This window comes from Mesorhizobium sp. LjNodule214 (assembly GCF_964252735.1).
In the GTDB taxonomy this organism is placed as follows: domain Bacteria; phylum Pseudomonadota; class Alphaproteobacteria; order Rhizobiales; family Rhizobiaceae; genus Mesorhizobium.
In genome coordinates this window covers 1,191,521-1,214,652 of sequence record NZ_CAXUPE020000003.1, presented here as the reverse complement: position 1 = coordinate 1,214,652, position 23,132 = coordinate 1,191,521, and the positions used below count along the sequence as shown (strand labels likewise).

The following is a 23,132-nucleotide window of genomic DNA, read 5'->3' as shown; positions in this document are numbered from 1 at the left end:
AATCAGGGAGAAAACCCGTGGCTGAATCCTACGACGTCATCATTATCGGCTCCGGCCCCGGCGGCTATGTCACGGCGGTGCGGTCCGCGCAGCTCGGCTTCAAGACGGTGATCATCGAGCGCGAGCATCTCGGCGGCATCTGCCTCAACTGGGGCTGCATCCCAACCAAGGCACTGCTGCGCTCGGCCGAGATCATGCACTATTCGGATCATCTGAAGGATTACGGCCTGAAGCTCGACGGTAAGGTCAGCGCCGACACTGCCGCCGTCGTCGACCGTTCGCGCAAGGTCTCGCTGCGCCTCAATGGCGGCGTCGCCTTCCTGATGAAGAAGAACAAGGTCGACGTCATCTGGGGCGAAGCCAAGCTGTCGAAGCCGGGCGAGATCGTCGTCTCCAAGACAGCCAAGAAGCCGATGGAGCCGCAGCCGCCAGCACCGAAAGGCGTCAAGGGCGAGGGCACCTACACCGCCAAGCACATCATCCTGGCGACGGGCGCGCGGCCAAGGGCGCTGCCCGGCATCGAACCGGACGGGAAGCTGATCTGGACCTATTTCGAGGCGATGGTGCCGAAGGAAATGCCGAAGTCGTTGCTGGTGATGGGCTCGGGCGCCATCGGCATCGAGTTCGCCTCCTTCTACCGCACCATGGGCGCCGAGGTGACGGTGGTCGAGCTGTTGCCGGCGGTGATGCCGGTCGAGGACGCCGAGGTCTCGAAATTCGCGCAGAAGCAGTTCGAAAAGCAAGGCATGAAGATCATTCTCGAAGCCAAGGTAACCAAGGTCGAGAAGTCAGCCAATTCGGTCACCGCGCATGTCGAGATGAAGGATGGCAAGGTCGAGAAGATCACCGCCGACCGCATGATCTCGGCCGTCGGCGTGCAAGGCAATATCGAGAATCTCGGTCTCGAAACGCTCGGCGTGAAGACGGACCGCGGCTGCGTTGTCGTTGACGGCTATGGCAAGACCAACGTGCCTGGCATCTACGCCATCGGCGACGTCGCCGGACCGCCGATGCTTGCCCACAAGGCCGAGCATGAAGGCGTGGTGTGCATCGAGAAGATCGCCAATTTCCCCGGCGTGCACGCTACCGACAAGCTGAAGATTCCGGGCTGCACTTACTGCAACCCGCAGGTCGCCTCCGTCGGCCTGACCGAAGCGAAGGCCAAGGCCGAAGGCAAGGACATCCGCGTCGGCCGCTTCCAGTTCGGCGCCAACGGCAAGGCGATCGCGCTCGGCGAGGATCAGGGCTTCATCAAGACCATCTTCGATAAGAAGACCGGCCAGCTGCTCGGCGCGCATATGGTCGGCGCCGAAGTCACCGAACTGATCCAGGGTTTTGTCGTGGCGATGAACCTCGAGACTACCGAGGAAGAGCTGATGCACACCATCTTCCCGCATCCGACGCTGTCGGAGATGATGAAGGAGAGCGTGCTCGACGCCTATGGCCGGGCGCTCAACGCATGATAAATTGGCTGTGCGGGACTCACGCGCAAAGCTCGGAGGAACGCGACGGCAAGGCAGTTCGTTTGCGGATGCATTTTCCCCCATCATACGAGGAGTGGGCATATGGACGTGAATGGCGTGGGCTGGATTGCAGCCATCATCATCGGAGGTCTGGCGGGCTGGCTGGCCGAGATGGTGATGAAGAGCAACACCGGCATCTTCATGAACATCATCATGGGCATCGTCGGCGCGGTGGTGCTGAACGCAATCCTCAGAGCCTCAGCATCGAGCCCTTCGGCGTCGGCTGGTTCGCCTATCTGATCACCGGCTTCATCGGTGCCTGCCTGCTGATCTTTGCAGGACGGTTGGTACGCCGCTAGATCCGGCCGAATGCCGCTATGCGAAAAAGGCCCTGCCGTCATGCGCCGGCATGACCTTTTTCTTTGCGCCGAAAAGCCTTAGATGACGTTGGAACGCGAGCGCCGGACAGGGGCTCGCCAATGAACCGGGTTTGAGATGGTCACTGTTCTCGACACGATCGCCAATGCGCCGCGGCTGCGGCACCCCGAAAAGGCGCACAAGCCGGATCAGGAAGTGCTGCGCAAGCCCGACTGGATCCGCGTCAAGGCGCCGGTCTCGAAGGGCTATGCCGAGACGCGCGAGATCGTGAAGTCGCATAAGCTGGTGACGGTGTGCGAGGAGGCCGGCTGCCCGAATATCGGCGAGTGCTGGGAGAAGAAGCACGCCACCTTCATGATCATGGGCGAGATCTGCACGCGCGCCTGCGCCTTCTGCAATGTCGCCACCGGCATTCCGACGGCGCTCGATGCCGACGAGCCGGCGCGCGTCGCGCATGCCGTCAAGCAGATGGGCCTCAGCCACGTCGTCATCACCTCGGTCGACCGCGACGATCTCGCCGATGGTGGTGCGCAGCATTTCGCCGAGGTCATCCGTGCGATCCGGGCGGCAACGCCATCGACGACGATCGAGATATTGACGCCCGACTTCCTGCGCAAGGACGGCGCGCTGGAAATCGTGGTGGCGGCCAAGCCCGATGTGTTCAACCACAACCTCGAGACGGTGCCGTCGAACTACCTGACGGTGCGGCCCGGCGCGCGCTATTTCCATTCGATCCGGCTGTTGCAGCGGGTGAAGGAGCTCGACCCGTCGATCTTCACCAAGTCCGGCATCATGGTCGGGCTCGGCGAGGAGCGGAACGAGATCTTGCAACTGATGGACGATCTGCGCTCGGCCAATGTCGACTTCATGACCATCGGCCAGTATTTGCAGCCGTCGAAAAAGCACCATCAGGTGATCCGCTTCGTCACGCCGGAGGAATTCAAGTCCTTCGAGACGATCGGCAAGACCAAGGGTTTCCTGCTGATGGCGTCGAGTCCGCTGACGCGCTCCTCGCACCATGCCGGCGACGATTTCGCCAGGCTGCGCGCGGCGCGCGAAGCGCAGCTCAGAAAAACCGCCTGATATCCCGTCTTCATGCCGAAATTCGAAGCCACCCGCCGCGTCGCGCATACGCCGGAAGAGATGTTCAGGCTGGTCGCCGATGTCGAGGCCTATCCGCAGTTCCTGCCGCTCTGTGAGGCGCTGACCGTGCGCTCGCGCAAGGAACGCGACGGCCGCACCATTCTCGTCGCCGATATGAGCATCGGCTACAAGGCGATCCGCGAGACCTTCACCACGCAGGTGCTGCTGAAGCCGGACGAAAACACCATCGACGTCAAATACATCGACGGCCCGTTCAAATACTTAAGCAATATCTGGCGTTTCGACCCGGCCGACGGCGGCTGCGAGGTCCATTTCTTCATCGACTACGAGTTCAAGAGCCGCATTCTCGGCGCACTGATGGGAACGATGTTCGACCGCGGCTTCCGCATGTTTTCCGAGGCGTTCGAGAAGCGTGCCAACGTGATTTACGGCGCCAGAGCCTGATCTTCTCCAAGCGCGCGCAAGCCGAGTTCCAGCGCGTGCCTGACCGTTTCGCTGCGGATGAAGGCACGGCCTTGGTCGGCAAACAGCCGGTGCTCGGCAACAACAGGATGGCCGGCCAGGGCAACGCAGAACCAGACGAGGCCGACAGGCTTTTCCGCCGACCCGCCGCCTGGGCCGGCAACACCGGTGACGGCGAGCGTCAGCCCGGCGCGCGAATGGGCCAGCGCACCTTCTGCCATCTCCAGCGCCGTTTCGCGCGACACGGCGCCATGCGCCTGGAGCGTGCCAGCCGAAACGCCGAGCATCTCCATCTTGGCCTCGTTGGAATAGGTGATGAAGCCGCGGTCGACCACGGCTGAGGAGCCGGCGATGTCCGTCAGCGTGGCGACGATCATGCCGCCGGTGCAGCTCTCGGCCGTCGCCAGCATGATGCCGCGGCGCTGGCAGGCCTGGAGCAAGGCGTTGGCGAGATCGCCGTTGTTCATGCCGGAACGTCGCCTGGATAAACGACGCTGGCGGTGGCGATCGCTGCTATGCCTTCCTCGCGGCCGACAAAGCCGAGCTTCTCGTTGGTGGTCGCCTTGACCGAGATTCGTTCCGACGCAATGCCGAGCATCGAAGCAAGGGCTGCCGTCATCGCTTCGCGATGCGGGCCGATGCGAGGCGCCTCGCAGATCAGCGTGATGTCTGCGTTGGCGATGCGTCCGCCGCGCTCGCGCACCAGCTTTGCCGCATGTTCGACGAAGATGCGCGAGGCAGCACCCTTCCATTGCGGATCGGAAGGTGGGAAATGCGTGCCGATGTCGCCAGCGCCGCAGGTGGCGAGCAGCGCATCGGTCAGGGCATGAAGGCCGACATCGGCATCGGAGTGGCCGGATAGCTTCCTGTCGTGCGGAATGGCGACGCCGCACAGGGTGACATGGTCGCCGGGCTCGAAGGCGTGGACGTCATAGCCATTGCCGGTGCGGATGTCCGGAAAGCGCGGTCGTTCGCCGGAGAGCCGTTGGTCCGCCATGGCGATGTCCCTTGCCCAGGTGAGCTTCACATTGTCTGGCGAACCTGGGACGATCTTGACCGGAATATGCGCCCATTCGGCGATCGCGGCATCGTCGGTGAAATCCGCCTTGCCCAGATGATGCGCCTTTTCATGCGCCGCCAGGATCGGCCAGAACGGAAACCCTTGCGGCGTCTGGGCGGCATGTAGCCCGTTCCTCGGAACGGTCTCTTCGATCATGCCGGCGGCCGACTCGCGCTTCAGCGTATCGGCGACGGGGAGCGTCGGCAGTGCCCCCTGGCGTTCGCCGATGGCCTCGATGGTGCGTTCGATCAAGCCGCCGTCGACGAAGGGACGCACTGCGTCATGGATGAGGACCCGGCCCGGCGCGTGGTCTCTCAAGGCGAGCAGCCCAAGCCGTACGGAGGCCTGGCGCGAATCGCCACCCGTAATGGCGATGACCCGGTCGGCATTGGCGCCGGCCGCCTTGCGGAAGAGGTCGCGGTCGTCGGCATGGATGGCGACGACGATCTGGCCTACTCTCGGATGGGCCAGGAACGCGTCCAGCGTTCGTGTTATGACGGCGCGGCCGCCAATGCTTTGATACTGCTTCGGACCGTCGACCTGTCCCGCGCGCGCGCCCCGACCGGCGGCGACGATCACCACGCCGACCTTGTCCGTTGCCGCCCCGGTTTGTCTTTCACTTGCGTCAGTCATGCGGATTGGTCCTAGCGCACGATCCCGAAAAGTGTAATCGGTTTTCGGAAAAGATCGTGCGCCAATTGTGAAGTTCCAAAGCGTCCTTTACGCGTCCTGAAGGACGCGCGGCGCTTTGGTCGCGGCCAAAGCCGAAGACCGGTATTTTCCCAAATGCGCCTTAATGTGGCGTCATTCCGCGTTGCACATTGTCGCCGTTCTGGCTAGAGAATGTGCAGCAATCGAACATGCTTGGTTTTTGTGCATGCCTGAATTGACCAAATTGACTGTGCCGCTCGACGTCGGCGGCGTGACGATCCGCAATCGCGTCTTTCTCGCGCCGATGTCCGGGATAACCGACGAGCCGTTCCGGCAGCGCGCCCATGCGCATGGTGCCGGGCTGGTCGTTTCGGAAATGGTGGCGAGCGGGGAACTGGCCAAGGGCAGGGCCGGCTGCGATCTGCGTATCCGCCATTCCGGCCTGCCGGTGCACATGGTGCAACTCGCCGGCCGCGAGGCCGTGCATATGGCCGAGGGCGCGCGCATAGCCGCGGGCGAGGGCGCCGACATCATCGACATCAACATGGGCTGCCCGGCCAAGAAGGTGACGGGCGGCTATGCCGGTTCGGCGCTGATGCGCGATCTCGACCACGCGCTGACGCTGATCGAGGCGGTGGTCGGCGCCGTCGAGGTGCCGGTCACGGTCAAGATGCGGCTCGGCTGGGACGAGGACGCGTTGAACGCGCCGATGCTTGCACGCCGCGCCGCGCAGGCGGGTGTCCGCATGGTGACCGTGCACGGCCGCACGCGCTGCCAGTTCTACCAGGGCAAGGCAGACTGGCGCGCCATCGCCCGGGTCAAGGAGGCGGTGTCGATCCCGGTCGTTGCCAATGGCGATGTCGGTTCGGCCGCCGAGGCGGCGGATATTCTGGAGCAGTCCGGCGCCGACGCGGTGATGGTCGGCCGCGCGCATTATGGCGCGCCGTGGATTGCAGGCAGCATCGCCGCGGCCGGCGGCGAGGCAACGGGCATTCCGGAAAGCCCGTGGGCTCTCGCCGACTACATCATCGCCCATTATGAGGACATGCTGTCGCTCTATGGCAGCGAAAGCGGGCTGCGCCAGGCGCGCAAGCACCTTGGCTGGTATCTCGACCGCCACGCCCCCGGCGTCGGTCCCGACCAGCGCAAGGCCATTTTGACGTCCTTCGAGCCAGCCAGGGTCATTGCCGAACTGCGCGACGCGTTCTCGATCGTCGGCGCACCAGTGACCTTGCGGAGCGCGGCATGAAGGCCATAGCTGCTCAAGGGTCGGACATGGTGGGGTCGGACATGGTGGATGCCGCCCAGATCGTGCTGAACACCATTCGCCGCCCGGTGATCATGGTCGATGGCGAAGGCTTCATTACCTACGCCAATGCCGACGCCGAGGATTTCTTTCGCGCCAGCGCCACCATGCTTGCCCGCAACACGCTGTCCAAGCTGGTGCCTTTCGGCAGCCCGCTGCTGACGCTGGTCGACCAGGTGCGCGAGCGTCGGGCGCCGGTCAACGAATATCGCGTCGATGTCTCGTCGCCGCGCCTCGGTATCGAAAAGGTCGTCGACCTCTACGTCGCGCCGGTGCCGGAATTTCCGGGCTCGGTCGTGGTGATGTTCCAGGAACGATCGATGGCCGACAAGATCGACCGGCAGATGACGCATCGCGGCGCTGCGCGCTCGGTCACCGGCCTGGCCGCCATGCTTGCCCATGAGATCAAGAACCCGCTGTCGGGTATCCGGGGTGCCGCCCAATTGCTCGAACTCTCCGCCTCCGACGAGGATCGGGCGCTGACCCGCCTGATCACCGACGAGACCGACCGCATCGTGTCGCTGGTCGATCGCATGGAAGTGTTTTCCGACGAGCGGCCGATCGACCGCTACCCGGTCAACATCCATGTCGTGCTCGACCATGTGAAGGCAATTGCCAAGAACGGTTTTGCCAAGCGGATCAAGATCTTGGAGGAATACGATCCATCGTTGCCTCCGGTTTTCGCCAATCGCGACCAGCTGATCCAGGTGTTCCTCAACCTGGTCAAGAACGCCGCCGAGGCGATCGGCGGCGACCCGCAGGGCGAGATCGTGCTGTCGACCGCGTTCCGGCCGGGCATCCGCGTTTCGGTTCCAGGAACGCAGGACCGCGTCTCCCTGCCGCTGGAATTCTGCGTGCGCGACAATGGCCCCGGTGTTTCGGAAGATATCCTGCCGATCCTGTTCGATCCCTTCATCACCACCAAGCCGAACGGCTCCGGCCTCGGCCTGGCGCTGGTGGCGAAGCTGGTCGGCGAGCATGGCGGCATCATCGAATGCGATTCAACGCCGCGCGCAACCACATTCCGCATACTAATGCCGGCCTGGAAGGAAACTTCGTTCGGCACCGGCGATGACAATGAAGGAGACCGCAAATGACCGTTCGCGGCAATATTCTGGTCGCCGACGACGATGCGGCCATCCGCACGGTCCTCAACCAGGCGCTGTCGCGCGTCGGCCATGAGGTGCGCGTGACCTCCAACGCCTCGACATTGTGGCGCTGGGTGGCGGCGGGCGAGGGCGATCTGGTGATCACCGATGTGGTGATGCCCGACGAGAACGCCTTCGACATGTTGCCGCGCATCAAGAAAGCGCGGCCGGAACTGCCGGTCATCGTCATGAGTGCACAAAACACCTTCATGACCGCGATCCGGGCCTCCGAAACCGGGGCCTATGAATATCTGCCGAAGCCGTTCGATCTGACCGAACTGCTCAGCATCGTCAACCGGGCGCTGGCCGAGCCGAGGCGGCCGAAAATCGACGCGCGTGCCGACGAGCAACCGGAGACGATGCCGCTGGTCGGCCGTTCGGCGGCCATGCAGGACATCTACCGCATGCTGGCGCGCATGATGCAGACCGATCTGACGGTGATGATCTCAGGCGAGTCGGGCACCGGCAAGGAACTGGTGGCGCGGGCGCTGCACGAATATGGCCGCCGCCGCGGCGGGCCGTTCGTGGCCATCAACATGGCGGCCATCCCGCGCGACCTGATCGAATCGGAATTGTTCGGGCACGAGAAGGGCGCCTTCACCGGCGCGCAGAACCGCTCCACCGGCCGCTTCGAGCAGGCGGAAGGCGGCACGCTGTTCCTCGACGAGATCGGCGACATGCCGATGGAGGCGCAGACGCGCCTGCTGCGCGTGCTGCAGCAAGGCGAATACACCACGGTCGGCGGGCGCACGCCGATCAAGACCGATGTGCGCATCGTCGCCGCCACCAACAAGGACCTGCGCACGCTGATCAACCAGGGGCTGTTCCGCGAGGATTTGTTCTATCGCCTGAATGTCGTGCCACTGAGGCTGCCGGCGCTGCGCGAGCGCTCCGAAGACGTTCCGGATCTGGTACGGCATTTCTTCAAGCTCGGCGCCAGCGAAGGCCTGCAGACCAAGCGTATCTCGACCGGCGGCATCGAGTTGATGAAGCGCTATCCGTGGCCGGGCAATGTGCGCGAGCTGGAAAACCTCGTGCGCAGGTTGGCCGCGCTCTATTCGCAGGATGAGATCTCCGCCGAGATCATCGAGGCCGAGCTCAAGACTGGAGAGCGGCCCGTCGTTCCGGGTGGCGGCAATCTCATTCCGGACGACCTCTCGATCGGCCAGGCGGTGGAGCATTTCCTGCAGCGCTATTTCGCATCCTTTGCCGGCGACTTGCCGCCGGCCGGTCTTTACCAGCGCATTCTGTCCGAGGTCGAGTATCCGCTGGTTCTGGCCTCGATGACAGCAACGCGCGGCAATCAGATCAAGGCTGCCGAACTTTTGGGGCTCAACCGCAACACGCTGCGCAAGAAGATCCGCGAGCTCGGCGTCAACGTCTACAAGTCCTCGAGGCCGGCTTAGAGCGGGCCCCATCCCGACATAATCAGAAACGGGGCGCGGCTCTATCTATTTGTTTTAGCATGAGGTTTTCCAGAAGACCGGATTCCACTTTTCGAGAGCACGCTGTAGTGCCTGTGGACAAAAAGGTCCTTGAGCCGGCGCTTTAGGCCAATGAGCCGGGGAAAGATTTCCGTCCCGGCCACACTTGTTGCATAATCGCCACAATGCGTTGCATAGATCCGACGCAATCACTGGCTCTAGACGGCGACATGGCGACTCAGGCCCCTACACTGAACGAACCGATTTTCAGCAGGCACGGTGTCGAAGACAGGCGCCGGCTGCTGGCGCTGCCTGGCGTGGTGGCGATCGCCGGCGCGCTGATCACGGCGGCGATTTCCTTCGCCATCCTGGTCGGCGCCACGCCGATCGTTCCGAACGAGAGGACGACTCTGGCGCTGATTGCGCTCAACGCCGTCTTCGTCCTGTTCCTGATCGCGCTGGTCAGCCGTGAAGTTCACCGCATCGTGATGGCGCGCCGGCACGGCAAGGCAGCGTCGCGGCTGCATGTGCGCATCGTGGCTATGTTTGCGCTGGTCGCCGCCATCCCGGCGATCATGGTGGCGATCATTGCCTCGATCACGCTCGATATCGGCCTCGACCGCTGGTTTGAGATCCGCACCAAGACGATCGTCAATTCGTCGCTGTCGATTGCGGACGCCTATGTCCAGGAAAACGCTCGCAATCTTCAGGGCACGACGCTGTCGATGGCCTATGATCTCGATGCGTCGCGTACGCTCTACGGCCTCGATCGGACCGGGTTTCTCGACCTGATGAACAAGGAAGCGGTGGGCCGGTCGCTGGCGCATGCGGCGCTGATCAAGCCCGACGGCTCCTTCGTCATGAGCGCCAAGACCGATGCGGACTTCGCCATGCCGGAGCCGCCGGAAGGTGCCGTGACCAGCGCCGCCGATGGCAAGCCGGTGCTGATCGAGCCGAAGACGCGCAACATCATGGGCGCCATCGTCAAGCTGCGCGAAATCGAAGGGCTCTACCTCTACACCATCCGCCTGGTCGATCCCGAAGTGATCAAGGCACGTCAGATCGTCCGATCCAACACCGACGAATATCGCGGCCTGGAAGACAATCGCCGCACCTCGCAGGTGGCCTTCGCGCTGCCTTATCTGTCGCTGACGCTGATCATCATCCTGTCGGCGATCTGGACCGGCATCGCGGTCGCCGACCGCTTGGTGCGGCCGATCCGCCAGCTTATCGGCGCCGCCGACGAGGTCGCGACCGGCAATCTCGACGTTGCCGTGCCGGTCAGGCCTTCCGACGGCGACGTCGCCTCGCTTGGCGACACCTTCAACAAGATGCTGCTGGAGCTGAAATCGCAGCGCAACGAGATCCTGTCCGCCAAGGACCTGATCGACGAGCGGCGGCGCTTTTCGGAAGCGGTGCTGGCCGGCGTCACCGCCGGCGTCATCGGCGTCGACCCCTATGGCATCGTCACCATCGTCAACCGCTCGGCCGAAACGATGCTGGCCATTTCGGCCACCGCGGCGCTCGGGCAGAACCTGTCCGCCGTGCTGCCGCATGTCGGCCGCGTCTTCGAGATCGGCCGCAAGTCGGGCAAGCCGGTCTATCGCGAGCAGGTGACTTTCTACCGCGCCGGCACGGAGCGGACCTTCAACGTGCAGATCACCATCGAGGCGGGCGACGACGGGGCGGAGGAGAAATCCTATGTCGTGACCGTCGACGACATCACCGACCTCGTCCAGGCGCAGCGTTCGTCAGCCTGGGCCGACGTGGCGCGGCGCATCGCCCACGAGATCAAGAACCCGCTGACGCCGATCCAGCTGTCGGCCGAGCGCATCAAGCGCCGCTACGGCAAGGTCATTACCGAAGATCGCGAGGTCTTCGATCAATGCACCGACACCATCATCCGCCAGGTCGAGGATATCGGCCGCATGGTCGACGAGTTCTCGGCCTTCGCGCGCATGCCGAAACCCGAAATGAAGGCCATCGACCTGCGCGAATCGCTGCGCGAGGCCTCGTTCCTGGTCGAGGTCAGCCGTTCCGACATCGCCTTCGAGCGGATTTTCGGCAATGACCCGCTCAAGGGCACTTTCGACAGCCGGCTGATGGCGCAGGCATTCGGCAACGTCATCAAGAACGCTGCCGAGGCCATTGACGGACTTGATGCAAAAGATCGTTCGGACGGCACAATCCGGATTCAAGCCGGACGGCAGAATGGCGCCATCAGAATCGACGTCATCGACAATGGCAAAGGTTTGCCGCGCGAGAATCGCCAAAGGCTGCTCGAGCCCTATATGACGACACGCGAGAAGGGGACCGGGCTCGGCCTCGCTATCGTCAAGAAGATCGTGGAGGACCATGGCGGCCGGCTTGAACTGCACGATGCGCCGGCGGACTTCCACGGCGGGCGCGGTGCGATGATCAGCATCATCCTGCCGCCTTCTGCTGCCGCCGCGCCGTCGCGCGGCGAGAGCAAGGCGGAAAACGAAAGAGAAACTGAAAAGGTCGGTAATGGCGTCTGACATTCTCATCGTCGATGACGAGGAAGATATACGCGAACTCGTCGCCGGTATCCTGAGCGACGAAGGTCACGAAACCCGCACGGCATTCGATGCCGACAGTGCGCTGGCGGTGATCGCCGATCGAGCGCCGCGGCTGATTTTCCTCGACATCTGGCTGCAAGGCTCGCGCCTGGACGGTCTGGCATTGCTGGACGAGATCAAGACGATGCATCCAACGCTACCGGTGGTGATGATCTCCGGCCATGGCAACATTGAAACGGCGGTGTCGGCCATCCGTCGCGGCGCCTATGACTTCATCGAGAAGCCGTTCAAGGCGGACCGGCTCATTCTCATCGCCGAACGTGCGCTGGAGACCTCGAAGCTGCGGCGCGAAGTCTCGGACCTCAAGCAGCGCAGCGGCGAGACCTTCGACCTGATCGGCATGTCGTCGGCAATGAGCCAGTTGCGCCAGACGATCGAGCGGGTCGCGCCAACCAACAGCCGCGTCATGATCGTCGGCCCTTCCGGATCCGGCAAGGAACTGGCGGCGCGTGCCATTCATGCGCTGTCGACGCGCAAGGGTGCGCCGTTCGTGACGCTGAGCGCCGCCAACATCACGCCCGAGCGCATGGAGGTCGAGTTGTTCGGCACCGAATCGAACGGCACCGAGCGCAAGGTCGGCGCGCTGGAGGAAGCGCATCGCGGCATCCTCTACATCGACGAAGTGGCCGACATGCCGCGCGAGACGCAAAACAAGATCCTGCGCGTGCTGGTCGAGCAGCAGTTCGAACGCGTAGGGGGCACCAAACGGGTCAAGGTCGACGTCCGCATCATCTCGTCGACCTCGCAGAACCTGGAAGCAATGATTGCTGACGGACGTTTCCGCGAGGACCTTTACCACCGCCTGGCGGTGGTCCCGGTCATGGTTCCGGGGCTGGCCGAGCGGCGCGAGGACATTCCTTATCTGGTCGACAATTTCATGAAGCAGATCGCGCGCCAGGCCGGCATCAAGCCGCGCCGCATCGGCGACGACGCGCTGGCGGTGCTACAGGCACACAACTGGCCGGGGAATGTTCGCCAGCTGCGCAACAATGTCGAGCGGCTGATGATCTTGGCACGTGGCGACAATGTCGATGCGCCGATCACCGCCGACCTGTTGCCGTCCGAGATCGGCGATGTGATGCCGCGCACGCCGAACCAGTCCGACCAGCACATCATGGCGCTGCCGCTGCGCGAGGCGCGCGAACAGTTCGAGAAGGACTATCTGATCGCCCAGATCAACCGTTTCGGCGGTAACATCTCGAAGACGGCCGAATTCATCGGCATGGAGCGCTCGGCGCTTCACCGCAAGTTGAAGTCGCTCGGCGTCTGACCGCGGGGGGCTCGGGTGAGGCCGGTCTGGCCCACGCAATTGCCGGTTACGGCCGCGGCGGAATCGCCTAAGAAAGTCGGGACTTTTCTTGAGGGTTTCCCATGCCGCGTATTGCCTATGTGAACGGGCGCTATGTCGCTCACGCCGACGCCGCCGTGCATATCGAGGATCGCGGCTATCAATTCGCCGACGGCGTCTACGAGGTCTGCGAGGTGGCGCGCGGCTTCATCGTCGACATGCCGCGCCATCTCGCGCGGCTGGACCGTTCGCTGAACGAGCTGTCGATCGACTGGCCGGTCACGCGCGGCGTGCTGCCGCTCATCCTGCGCGAAGTGGTGCGCCGCAACCATGTCGCCAACGGCCTGGTCTATGTCCAGGTGACGCGCGGCGTCGCCAGCCGCGACTTTCTTTTCCCGGCGGCGGGCACCAGGCGGTCGCTGGTGGTGACTGCCAGGAAGGCCGATCCGGCCGCCGCGGCCAAAAGGGCGGAGACCGGCATCAAGGTGATCACCGTGCCGGAGAACCGTTGGGACCGGGTCGACATCAAGACCGTCGGCTTGCTGCCCAACGTGCTCGCCAAGCAGAAGGCCAAGGAGGCCGGCGCCCAGGAGGCCTGGTTCGTCGACACCGACGGCACGGTCAAGGAAGGCGGTTCGTCGAATGCCTGGATCGTCACCAGGGATGGCGTGCTGGTGACGCGGCCGGCCGAGCATGGCATCCTGCGCGGCATCACCCGCACGACGCTGTTCGAGGTGGCCGACAAGCTCGGCCTGAAGGTCGAGGAGCGGGGTTTTTCGGTGGCTGAAGCCAAGGCGGCGCGAGAGGCTTTCATCAGCTCGGCGACCACGATCGCCATGCCGGTCGTGGCAATTGACGGTGCTCCGATCGCCAACGGCCACCCCGGCTCAATAACACTTTCGTTGCGCCAAGCCTTTTTTGACATTGCGGAAAAAAGTCCAGCCTGATAACCGCACAGGTGGAATGAACATCAATTTATCTCGTTCTGCTTGTCGTTACTGACGGCAAGAGGGTGTTTGCGCGCTTGACATGCGCTCGGTAATTTGGCGCATTGGCTGCAAACCGAAGGGGATCGGCGAAAGACAAGAACAATGGCGGAACGATCGCAAAACCTTCAGGACCTGTTCCTGAATTCAGTTCGCAAGAGCAAAAATCCACTCACCATCTTCCTCATCAACGGCGTGAAGCTGACCGGCGTCGTCACTTCGTTCGACAATTTTTGTGTGTTGCTACGTCGAGACGGCCATTCCCAGCTTGTCTACAAGCACGCCATTTCCACGATCATGCCGAGCCAGCCGGTTCAGATGTTCGATGGCGAGGAAAGCCAGGGCGCCTGATTGGCACGTGAGAAAGACGCGGACCGCAGCGTCCGCGGAAAGTTGGCACGTCAGCCGGGGACGGAAGCCAAAGGCCCGACCCGGGCGGTTGTCATTGTGCCTGTGCTTACCCGCCATCAGCGTAGCGACGATGAGTCGAACCGTCCGCGTTTGACGCGCTCGGCCGAGGCGCGGCATGACGAAGCGGTCGGGCTTGCCCGCGCCATCAACCTCGATCTGATCCACACGGCGGTGGCCACCGTCAACGATCCACGCCCGGCGACCTTGCTGGGCAGCGGCAAGGTCGAGGAGTTCGCCGGGATCGTCAAAGAGGGCCACGCGGAAGTGGTCATCGTCGACCATCCGCTGACGCCGGTGCAGCAGCGCAACCTCGAAAAGGAACTGAACGCCAAGGTGCTGGATCGCACCGGGCTGATCCTGGAGATCTTCGGCGAGCGCGCGCGGACCAAGGAAGGCACGCTGCAGGTCGAGCTCGCCCACCTCAACTACCAGAAGGGTCGCCTGGTGCGCAGCTGGACCCACCTCGAACGCCAGCGCGGCGGCGCAGGCTTCCTCGGCGGTCCCGGCGAAACGCAGATCGAATCCGACCGGCGTATCCTGCAGGACAAGATCATCAAGCTGAAGCAGGAGCTGGAAACGGTGCGCCGCACCCGCGACCTGCACCGCGCCAAGCGCAAGAAGGTGCCGTTCCCGGTGGTGGCGATCGTCGGCTACACCAATGCCGGCAAATCGACGCTGTTCAACAAGCTGACCGGGGCAGGGGTGCTGGCCGAGGACATGCTGTTCGCCACGCTCGATCCGACGCTGCGCCGCGTGCGCCTGCCGCATGGCACGCCGATCATCCTGTCGGATACGGTGGGCTTCATCTCAGACCTGCCGACGCATCTGGTCGCGGCCTTCCGGGCCACGCTGGAAGAGGTGGTCGAGGCCGATCTGGTCATCCATCTGCGCGACATCTCCGATCCCGACACGGCGGCGCAGGCCGAGGATGTCGAGCGCATCCTGGCCGACCTCGGCGTCGATGCCGGCGATGCCAAGCGCGTGATCGAAGTCTGGAACAAGATCGATCTGCTCGACGAGGGCAATCGTGCCAGGCTGCTTGCCGACGGCAATGACAGCAGGAAAGCGCCGCCCATTGCGATTTCCGCCGTCACCGGCGAAGGCCTCGATGCGCTGAAGGCGCTGATCGAGACCAGGATGGCAGGCGAACTGGAGGAGCTGACGGTGACCATCGAACCGGCGCAGTTCGGCCTCGTCGACTGGCTCTACCGCAATGGCGATGTCGTTTCGCGAACCGACAACGAGGATGGCAGCGCGACCATCTCGCTCAAGGCCACGCACAGCGCCCGGCAAGAGGTCGAAAGCCGATTGCACCGTAAAAACAACGGATAAGCCTGGTTATTTCGCGCCTTTGGCCTGCTGCCAGAGTGCTTCCATCTCCTCCAGCGTCGCCTTTTCCAGCGTGTTGCCGGAGGCTTCCAGCGCCCGCTCGACATAGTGGAAGCGCGAGCGGAATTTCTCGTTGGTGCCGCTGAGTGCTGCTTCGGCGTCGAGCTTGAGGTGGCGGCCGAGATTGACGATGGCAAACAGCATGTCGCCGAACTCGTCCTTGATGGGTGCTGCGTCGCCCTTGGCGAGAGCCTCGCGCAATTCGCCGATCTCCTCCTCGATCTTGTCGAGGATGGGCGCCGCCTCGCTCCAGTCGAAGCCGACACGGGCCGCCTTCTCCTGCAGCTTGAGCGCCCGCGTGAGCGCGGGCAGGGCGACCGGCACGCTGTCCAGAAACCCCTTGCCATGGTCTTCCGGATCGTGGCCGCGGGCGATGCGGGCGGCTCGCTTCGCCGCCTTCTCCTGCGATTTGATCTTCTCCCACATGCCCTTGGCCATGCCGGCGCTGCGCGCCTTTTCGTCGCCGAAGACATGCGGGTGGCGGCGGATCATCTTCGTGGTGATGGCCTGGACGACGTCGCCAAAGGCGAATTCGCCTGATTCTTCCGCCATTTGCGCATGATAGACGACCTGCAGCAGGAGGTCGCCGAGCTCATCGCGCAGGTCGTCCAGATCGCCGCGCGCAATGGCGTCCGCCACCTCGTAGGCTTCCTCGATCGTGTAGGGCGCGATCGTCGAAAAATCCTGCTCGATATCCCATGGACAACCGGTCTTCGGCTCCCTGAGCGCCGCCATGATCTCGATCAGCCGGGAAATGTCTTGCGAAGGTTTCATCAGCCGGATGCTATCGCGCATGCGGCCGGCCGGCCAATGCCGTCGGCCGGCGAGGGGGTATTGTCCACAGGTGCCGGTGCGGAACCAGCCGATCCCAAGAGGTCGACTGGCGCTAGTCGAGCACCGAGACGATCGCCTTGGCGAGCTTGTCCATGCCGTCTTCCGGTAGGCCGGCGACATTGATGCGGCTGTCGCCGACCATGTAGACGCCATACTCGGCGCGCAGACGCTCGACCTGCGCCTCGGTCAGGCCAAGCCGTGAAAACATGCCGCGATGGCTGGCGACGAAATCGAAGCGGTCGGAATTCGACTGCCGGCGCAGCGCCTCGGCGAACGCGACGCGTAGGCGAAGCATGCGCAGGCGCATCTCTTCGAGCTCCGCTTCCCAGTCGGCGCGTAGCGCGGCATCTTCCAGGACCATGCGCACCGCCGCCGCGCCATGGTCCGGCGGCATCGAATAGATGGCGCGCGCCGCCGACAGCATCTGGCTCATCGCCACGTCGGCCTGGGCGCCATCCTTGGCCAGGATCATCGCCGCGCCGACGCGGTCGCGGTAGACGGCGAAGTTCTTCGAGCAACTCGAGGCGACGACCATTTCAGGAACTTTTGCGGCGAGCAGGCGCATTCCGGCGGCGTCGGCCTCAAGGCCTTCGCCAAAGCCTTGATAGGCAATGTCGACAAAAGGCAAAAGGCCGCGCTCGACTACGATCTCGGTCACGGCAGCCCACTGCGCCGCATCCAGATTGGCGCCCGTCGGGTTGTGACAGCAGCCATGCAGCAGCGCCACGTCGCCGGCGTTCGCGGTCCGCAATGCCGCCAGCATGTCATCGAAGCGAACGGCGCCCGTAGCGGCGTCGAAATAGGGGTATTCGCGGATCTGCAGGCCGGCGGCGCGCATCACCGGCATATGGTTCGGCCAGGTCGGGTCCGAGAGCCAGATAGTCGCGTCGGCGCGGGTCCGCTTCAAAAGTTCGGCCACCAGCCGCAGCGCGCCGGAGCCGCCGGGCGCCTGCGCGGCGCGGACGCGAGAGAAATCGACGGCATCGCCAAAGGCCAATCTGGCCATCGCCGTGTTGAAACCGGTGTCGCCGGCAAGGCCGAGATAGGTCTTGGTGTCCTGGCTGTTGAGCAGCCGCTTTTCGGCCTCGCGGACGGCGCGCATGACCGGCGTCTTGCCGTCGCGATCCTTGTAGACGCCGACGCCAAGGTCGACCTTGTCGGGGCGCGGGTCGGCGCGATAGAGGCCGATCAGGGCAAGGATCTTGTCGGCGGGGGCGGGCTGCAGGGTTTCGAACATCGACATGGCTCCAATGGCGGCGGAGTGATACGCAAATCGGCTTCGTTTCGCCAGCGCTTTTCCTGCGCGGAAAGCTGAAAAGCCCGAGCTACAAGACGCGAAACGTGTCCTACACGTTCCTGTCACATCGGCGTAGTTTGAATAGCCTTTTCCAGGACAAGCGCGAGAGTGACGGCGTAGGACCAAAATGAGCCGGCAAGAAAAATTCGACCTCGCCGTTGTCGGCGCCGGTATTGTCGGCCTGGCGCATGCGCTGGCTGCCGTTCGCCGCGGCCTTTCCGTCGTCGTTATCGATCGCGACGTGCGGGCCAATGGCGCCTCGGTGCGCAATTTCGGTTTTATCACCGTCAGCGGCCAGGAGCGCGGCCAGGTCTGGCGGCGGGCGATGCGGTCACGTGATGTCTGGCTGGAGGTGGCCGGGCCAGCCGGCATCGATGTCATCCAGCGCGGCGCCGTCGTCGTGGCGCGCCGTCCGGAGGCGCGGGCGGTGGTCGAGGCGTTTCTGCAAACCGAGATGGGCGACGGGTGCAAGCTGCTCGAACCCGATGTGCTCCATCGCGACTATCCCGGTTTCGCCGGACAGGACTTCGCCGGCGGCCTGTGGAGCCCGCACGAGGTGCGTGTCGAATCGCGCCAGGCGATCCCGCGTCTCGCGGCCTTTCTCGCCGAACGGCACGGCGTCGAATTCCGCCGCGAAACGGCGGTTCGCCGGGTCGAGCCGCCGGATATCGAAACCAGCCGCGGCATTGTCCACGCCGGCAAGGCGATCGTCTGTCCGGGCGACGACCTGGCGACGCTCTATCCCGACCGCATCGCGCGCTATGCCGTCACGCGCTGCAAGCTGCAGATGATGCGGCTTGCCGATCCCGGTTTCAGGCTGCCGGTGTCGGTGATGTCCGACCTCGGGCTTGCGCGCTATGCCGGCTATGCCGCCTTGCCCGAGGCGGTCGCCTTGCGGCGCCGGCTGGAAGTCGACCAGCGCGATGCGCTCGACAATGGCGTGCATCTGATCGTGGTGCAGAGCGGCGACGGCACGCTGGTGGTGGGCGATTCCCATCACTATGCGACGACGCCCGATCCGTTCGCCTCGGAGCGGGTCGACGAGATCATCCTCGAGGAGTTCAGCGCCGTGTTCGGCGGACCGGTTCCGCGCGTGCTCGAGCGCTGGACGGGCATCTACGCCTCGGCGTCCGACCGCACCATGTTCGCCGATGCGCCGCATGAGGATGTGCGGCTGGTGATGATCACCAGCGGCACCGGCGCCAGCACCTCTTTTGCCATCGCCGAAGAGGCGATTGAAGAGCTGTTCGGCGCAACCACGTCCCAGATGAGGAAGATCGCATAATGGCCACCCAGGGCTTGCTCCGTGCCGTGGTGTTCGACTGGGCCGGCACCGTCGTCGACCACGGGTCGCTGGCACCGATGGGCGTGTTCGTCGAGGCTTTTGCCGAGTTCGGCGTGGCGATCAGCGTCGATGAAGCGCGCGGGCCGATGGGCATGGCCAAGCGCCCGCATATCGCGGCGCTGATGGCGCTGCCGAGGGTCGCGGCGGCCTGGGCGAAACAGCGCGGCCACGCGCCGACGGAGGCCGACATCGATGCGGTCTACGCTGTGTTCGTGCCGAAGAACCGGGCGGTGGCGGCGCGGTTTTCGGATGTCATCCCCGGCGTTGCCGATGTCGTCGCGGCGCTACGGGCGCGCGGCTTCAAGATCGGCTCGACCACCGGCTATACGCGCGACATCATGGCCGAGATCCTGCCGGTGGCGGCCGGGCAGGGGTTCTCGCCCGATTGCCTGGTCTGCACCGGCGAGACGCCGGACGGCAGGCCGACGCCGTTCATGCTGTGGAAGGCGCTGACCGAGCTCGGCGTCTACCCGCCATGGCTCAGCGTCAAGGTCGACGACACCGAAGTCGGCATCGCCGAGGGAACCAACGCCGGCGCCTGGACGGTCGGCGTCGCCGTGACCGGCAACGTCTTCGGCCACACGCTGGCCGAGACGCAGGCGCTGGCGCCTGACGTGTTCAGGAAAAAACGCGTCGAGGCAATCGCCAGGCTCAGCGCCGCCGGCGCGCACTATGTCGTCAATGGCGTCGCCGACCTCTTGCCGGTCATCGCCATGATCGAGGGCAGGCTGCGGCGCGGCGAAAGGCCTTGAGCGGCTGCCAGCATCGTCTAAAATTTGTCGATGACGGGATTAAGATCCGGCCGTGCTCCGTAAACAGGGCATGAAACGGTCGATGCCGCGCTTCGATATCGTAGGACAGCTGGGTTCGCTCCGCCGCTACGCGCACTCGCTGACGCGCGACAGCGCCGATGCCGAGGATCTGGTGCATGACGCGCTGGTGCGGGCCTATGAGCGGCGCGGGACGTTCCGCGCCGGCGGCAATTTGCGCGCGTGGCTGCTGTCGATCGTCCACAATGCCTTCATCGACCGCTTGCGGTCGCGCCGGTCCGAAGCGGCGCGGCTCGAGCAGGTTAGACACCTCGCCGACGGCAGCACGCAGGCACCGCAGGAGCATTCCGTTCGCCTGGCGCAGATACGTGAAGCCTTTTTCGAGCTGCCGGACGAGCAGCGCTCGGCGCTGCATCGCCGCGGGCTGGCTGGCGAACGGCATGCTCGGGCCGGTGACCAAGGTCGTCGCCTCGACCCAGCCGCCGGCCTATCTCGAGGAGGCGATCCGGGCGCACAGGACGACGCTGATGCGCGAAGCCATGCCATCCCAGGTCGAAGCGCCGAACTACGACAGCGATGAGATCCGCGCCGCCACGGCGATCGTCATGCCGTCGCTGGCGAAGGACTGGAAGGTCCGCGACGTGCAGGTCTATCCGTCACAATTCGGCCCGAGCGTCGAAATGGTCGTCGAATCCAAGGAGCTTGGGCTTATCTCGCTGTTTGCCGTCAGGCCAGGAACGTTCGACGTGGTCAGGCCTGCCGTCGCACCCTCGGGCGATATCTCGTCCGCCTATTTCCAGATTGGCGATGTCGCCTACGCAATCGTCGCGCGAAGCGATGTCCGCGACCTCGACCGCGCCGCCGAGACACTCGCCAAGACGCTTTACTGATCCGATCCAGCCAAGGAGAACCAGCATGAATACCCCCGATCTTGGATACCGCGTAGGCACCGGCGCCCGAGCCGGCGCCGTTTACGACGAGGGCCTGCGCCAGCATATGTTGCGCGTGTACAACTATATGGGCCTTGGCCTGGTCGTCACTGGCCTCATCGCCTTCGCCGTGGCCTCGACGCCCGCCCTCTACGTGCCGATCTTCTCCAGCCCGCTGAAATGGGTGGTGATGCTGGCGCCGCTCGCCTTCGTGCTGCTGTTCTCGTTCAAGATGCAGACGATGTCGGCGGCCAGCGCGCAGGCCATGTTCTGGGCCTTCTGCGCGGTCATGGGCCTGTCGCTGGCTTCCGTGTTCCTGGTCTTCACCGGGACCAGCATCGCGCGCACCTTCTTCATCGCCGCCACCATGTTCGGCGCCACCAGCCTCTACGGCTACACGACCAAACGCGACCTGACCCAGTTCTCGTCCTTCCTGATCATGGGCCTGATCGGCGTGGTCATCGCCAGCGTGGTAAACCTCTTCCTTGGCTCGACGGCGCTGCAGTTCGCGATTTCGGTGATCGGCATCGCCGTGTTCATCGGCCTCACCGCCTGGGACACGCAGACGATAAAGGAACAGTATGCGGAGAACTTCGATGCGGAATCGCAGCAGAAGCTCGCCGTCTTCGGCGCCTTCTCGCTTTATCTGAACTTCATCAACATCTTCCAGCTGTTGCTGAACTTCACCGGCGAGCGTGAGTAGCCGGACCGACCGTAGCAGGCAACACCTCGAACCTTGCCGTGGCCGAAGGGAAACCTCCGGCCACGGTTTTCATTTGAAGCAGCGCGAATCTCAACTGTAGCTGAATGCGCTCGTCCGGCTGTATGAGTGCGGCGCAGCCCGCGGCTCTTGAGTTCACGCTGGGCCTTTTGCTAGCCTGCCGGCCACACCAGCCACCCGCGAGGACGTATGGAACAGGTGACGCTTCACGGTGACGGCATCTCGGCGACCATCGTCGGGCAGGGGGCCGAACTGGTCTCCTTGCGCGATGCGGAGGGAACCGAGCTTCTCTGGCAGGCAGGTCCGGCCTGGCGGCGTCATTCACCGGTTCTGTTTCCGATCGTCGGCCGACTGACGGGAGACCAGTTGCGCCATCAGGGGCGCAGCTATCCGATGACACAGCATGGATTCGCCCGCGACAAACGTTTTACGTGGGCGGAGCAGGGGCCTCGTTCCTGCACGCTGGTTCTTACCGACGATGCCGATACCCGCGCCCACTACCCGTTCGCCTTTCGCCTTGCGGTCAGCTACAGCCTGGGCCAGCGGCAACTCGGCGTGACCTTCGAGATCACCAACACCGGCGAAGAACCTTTGCCGGCGTCGATCGGAGCACACCCGGCGTTCAATTGGCCGTTGCTGCCGGATCTGCCAAAGACAGCCTACCAGCTTGCATTCGCCGATAATGAAAACGCTCCTATCCGCCGGCTGAGGGATGGCCTGCTCCTGGCCGCGCCGCAACCGACGCCTGTGGAGGGCAAACGGCTGGCACTCTCCGAAAGGCTCTTCGACGAGGACGCCGTGATCATGGATCGGCCCGTCAGTTCCAGCGTGCGCTACGCCGCCGACCGCGGGCCGGCGATCGAGATGTCGTGGCAGGGTTTTCGGGAATTGGGTATCTGGTCCAAACCCGGCGGCGCGCCATTCCTGTGCATCGAACCCTGGCACGGCCTTGCAAGCCCGGCGGATTTCGATGGTGAGTTCATCGACAAGCCCGGCGTGATGCTGATCGAGCCTGCCGCGAAGCGTGTTCTGAGCTATCAGGTACGTCTGCTGTAGCGTCGTGCGCGAACGGCTGGCCGGAGTGAGCCCAGTGAATTCCAAAACAATCGAGATCTACCGTCCACGTGCTGTTTCAAATTTGGACCAATGGGACATTGGCGGCCTCAAGCTCAAAGTCTATGGCCTCGTCGCAGACGACAAGGAAGTCGACGGGCCTATGGCGAGCCTAGCGCAGTCATTCGTGCGACAGGAGGTTCTGCCGCGTGTGGCGGACGAGGGTGATGACAACGGCATGGGTTTTGTGATCATTCATCCTGGCGAGCTTGGTGTTTCCATCTCGGCTCACTGGTGGATACAAGGTTCGGTGCTTTGTCAGCATATCTATCGGAAGCGGTATTCCGCCACCGAACCGATGGATACGGTAAAGAGACCTGTTATTGCCTGTGTTTGGGAATTGGCTCTGATAAACGCCGAGCAGGAAGCTTGGCGAAAAACGATGATGAAAAGCGAGCCCAGTCCGTCAGCATACATGGACGCTCGAGCTGAATTCAAAGCGGTATAGAGGCG

General features: G+C 63.9%; 22 protein-coding genes and 1 pseudogene. 19 read left to right on the top strand and 4 right to left on the bottom strand.

Annotated features, from left to right (window positions below):
* The first annotated feature begins 17 nt into the window (after positions 1–17).
* The 4 genes and pseudogenes from lpdA to ACSQ3Z_RS31350 all read left to right on the top strand — a co-directional run bounded on the left by lpdA (position 18) and on the right by ACSQ3Z_RS31350 (position 3,389).
* A complete protein-coding gene (lpdA, locus tag ACSQ3Z_RS31365; protein ID WP_436175082.1) occupies positions 18–1,463 on the top strand; it encodes a dihydrolipoyl dehydrogenase in 1,446 nt (481 codons plus the stop codon).
* Between the two features lie 102 nt (positions 1,464–1,565).
* A pseudogene (locus tag ACSQ3Z_RS31360) lies at positions 1,566–1,822 on the top strand (GlsB/YeaQ/YmgE family stress response membrane protein).
* Between the two features lie 136 nt (positions 1,823–1,958).
* The gene (gene lipA / locus ACSQ3Z_RS31355; RefSeq protein WP_436175081.1) at positions 1,959–2,924 is read left to right on the top strand and encodes a lipoyl synthase; all 966 of its coding nucleotides are present in this window, start codon (positions 1,959–1,961) and stop codon (positions 2,922–2,924) included.
* Between the two features lie 12 nt (positions 2,925–2,936).
* Positions 2,937–3,389: a type II toxin-antitoxin system RatA family toxin gene (locus ACSQ3Z_RS31350; RefSeq protein WP_436175080.1), complete on the top strand. Its 453-nt coding sequence runs from the start codon at positions 2,937–2,939 to the stop codon at positions 3,387–3,389.
* On the opposite strand, the gene ACSQ3Z_RS31345 is transcribed toward ACSQ3Z_RS31350, so the two are convergent.
* The gene (locus ACSQ3Z_RS31345; RefSeq protein WP_436175079.1) at positions 3,371–3,874 is read right to left on the bottom strand and encodes a CinA family protein; all 504 of its coding nucleotides are present in this window, start codon (positions 3,872–3,874) and stop codon (positions 3,371–3,373) included. The genes ACSQ3Z_RS31350 and ACSQ3Z_RS31345 overlap by 19 nt on opposite strands.
* Entirely contained in the window at positions 3,871–5,100 is a 1,230-nt protein-coding gene (locus ACSQ3Z_RS31340; protein WP_436175078.1) for a bifunctional 2-C-methyl-D-erythritol 4-phosphate cytidylyltransferase/2-C-methyl-D-erythritol 2,4-cyclodiphosphate synthase, read from the bottom strand. Before ACSQ3Z_RS31340 ends, ACSQ3Z_RS31345 begins: the two co-directional genes overlap by 4 nt.
* Positions 5,101–5,344: 244 nt before the next feature.
* On the opposite strand from ACSQ3Z_RS31340, the gene dusB reads away from it, so the two are divergent.
* The 8 genes from dusB to hflX all read left to right on the top strand — a co-directional run bounded on the left by dusB (position 5,345) and on the right by hflX (position 15,613).
* The gene (gene dusB, locus ACSQ3Z_RS31335; RefSeq protein ID WP_436175077.1) at positions 5,345–6,367 is read left to right on the top strand and encodes a tRNA dihydrouridine synthase DusB; all 1,023 of its coding nucleotides are present in this window, start codon (positions 5,345–5,347) and stop codon (positions 6,365–6,367) included.
* Entirely contained in the window at positions 6,364–7,521 is a 1,158-nt protein-coding gene (locus ACSQ3Z_RS31330) for a two-component system sensor histidine kinase NtrB (RefSeq protein ID WP_436175076.1), read from the top strand. The genes dusB and ACSQ3Z_RS31330 overlap by 4 nt, the downstream gene beginning before the upstream one ends.
* Positions 7,518–8,978 (top strand): nitrogen regulation protein NR(I), encoded by a 1,461-nt coding sequence (ntrC, locus tag ACSQ3Z_RS31325; RefSeq protein WP_192181160.1) that lies wholly within the window; start codon positions 7,518–7,520, stop codon positions 8,976–8,978. The genes ACSQ3Z_RS31330 and ntrC overlap by 4 nt, the downstream gene beginning before the upstream one ends.
* A 203-nt stretch (positions 8,979–9,181) precedes the next feature.
* A complete protein-coding gene (locus ACSQ3Z_RS31320; protein ID WP_436175075.1) occupies positions 9,182–11,515 on the top strand; it encodes an ATP-binding protein in 2,334 nt (777 codons plus the stop codon).
* Positions 11,505–12,866 carry a nitrogen assimilation response regulator NtrX gene (gene ntrX / locus ACSQ3Z_RS31315; RefSeq protein ID WP_436175074.1) on the top strand — a complete coding sequence of 454 codons (1,362 nt, stop codon included), beginning with the start codon at positions 11,505–11,507 and terminating at the stop codon, positions 12,864–12,866. The genes ACSQ3Z_RS31320 and ntrX overlap by 11 nt, the downstream gene beginning before the upstream one ends.
* A gap of 101 nt (positions 12,867–12,967) precedes the next feature.
* A complete protein-coding gene (locus ACSQ3Z_RS31310; RefSeq protein ID WP_436175073.1) occupies positions 12,968–13,831 on the top strand; it encodes a D-amino-acid transaminase in 864 nt (287 codons plus the stop codon).
* Positions 13,832–13,975: 144 nt separating this feature from the next.
* Positions 13,976–14,221, top strand: a complete 246-nt coding sequence (gene hfq, locus ACSQ3Z_RS31305; protein WP_006202172.1) for an RNA chaperone Hfq — start codon at positions 13,976–13,978, stop codon at positions 14,219–14,221.
* A complete protein-coding gene (hflX, locus tag ACSQ3Z_RS31300; protein WP_436175072.1) occupies positions 14,222–15,613 on the top strand; it encodes a GTPase HflX in 1,392 nt (463 codons plus the stop codon). It abuts the gene before it with no gap.
* A gap of 6 nt (positions 15,614–15,619) precedes the next feature.
* On the opposite strand, the gene mazG is transcribed toward hflX, so the two are convergent.
* Positions 15,620–16,444 carry a nucleoside triphosphate pyrophosphohydrolase gene (gene mazG, locus ACSQ3Z_RS31295; protein ID WP_436175071.1) on the bottom strand — a complete coding sequence of 275 codons (825 nt, stop codon included), beginning with the start codon at positions 16,442–16,444 and terminating at the stop codon, positions 15,620–15,622.
* A 112-nt stretch (positions 16,445–16,556) separates the two neighbouring features.
* Positions 16,557–17,741 carry an aromatic amino acid transaminase gene (locus ACSQ3Z_RS31290; RefSeq protein ID WP_436175070.1) on the bottom strand — a complete coding sequence of 395 codons (1,185 nt, stop codon included), beginning with the start codon at positions 17,739–17,741 and terminating at the stop codon, positions 16,557–16,559.
* A gap of 187 nt (positions 17,742–17,928) precedes the next feature.
* On the opposite strand from ACSQ3Z_RS31290, the gene ACSQ3Z_RS31285 reads away from it, so the two are divergent.
* From ACSQ3Z_RS31285 to ACSQ3Z_RS31255, 7 genes are all read left to right on the top strand, one after another.
* On the top strand, positions 17,929–19,086 hold the full coding sequence (locus tag ACSQ3Z_RS31285) for a TIGR03364 family FAD-dependent oxidoreductase (protein WP_436175069.1): 1,158 nt from the start codon (positions 17,929–17,931) through the stop codon (positions 19,084–19,086).
* Positions 19,086–19,898, top strand: coding sequence for a phosphonoacetaldehyde hydrolase (phnX, locus tag ACSQ3Z_RS31280; protein ID WP_436175068.1), 813 nt, complete (start codon positions 19,086–19,088; stop codon positions 19,896–19,898). The genes ACSQ3Z_RS31285 and phnX overlap by 1 nt, the downstream gene beginning before the upstream one ends.
* A 70-nt stretch (positions 19,899–19,968) precedes the next feature.
* Entirely contained in the window at positions 19,969–20,496 is a 528-nt protein-coding gene (locus tag ACSQ3Z_RS31275) for a sigma-70 family RNA polymerase sigma factor (protein WP_436175195.1), read from the top strand.
* Positions 20,444–20,806: a hypothetical protein gene (locus tag ACSQ3Z_RS31270; protein ID WP_436175067.1), complete on the top strand. Its 363-nt coding sequence runs from the start codon at positions 20,444–20,446 to the stop codon at positions 20,804–20,806. Before ACSQ3Z_RS31275 ends, ACSQ3Z_RS31270 begins: the two co-directional genes overlap by 53 nt.
* Positions 20,807–20,831: 25 nt before the next feature.
* Positions 20,832–21,548 carry a Bax inhibitor-1/YccA family protein gene (locus ACSQ3Z_RS31265; protein WP_436175066.1) on the top strand — a complete coding sequence of 239 codons (717 nt, stop codon included), beginning with the start codon at positions 20,832–20,834 and terminating at the stop codon, positions 21,546–21,548.
* Positions 21,549–21,755: 207 nt separating this feature from the next.
* Positions 21,756–22,622 carry an aldose 1-epimerase family protein gene (locus tag ACSQ3Z_RS31260; protein WP_436175065.1) on the top strand — a complete coding sequence of 289 codons (867 nt, stop codon included), beginning with the start codon at positions 21,756–21,758 and terminating at the stop codon, positions 22,620–22,622.
* A gap of 34 nt (positions 22,623–22,656) precedes the next feature.
* Entirely contained in the window at positions 22,657–23,127 is a 471-nt protein-coding gene (locus ACSQ3Z_RS31255; RefSeq protein WP_436175064.1) for a hypothetical protein, read from the top strand.
* Positions 23,128–23,132 lie beyond the last annotated feature (5 nt).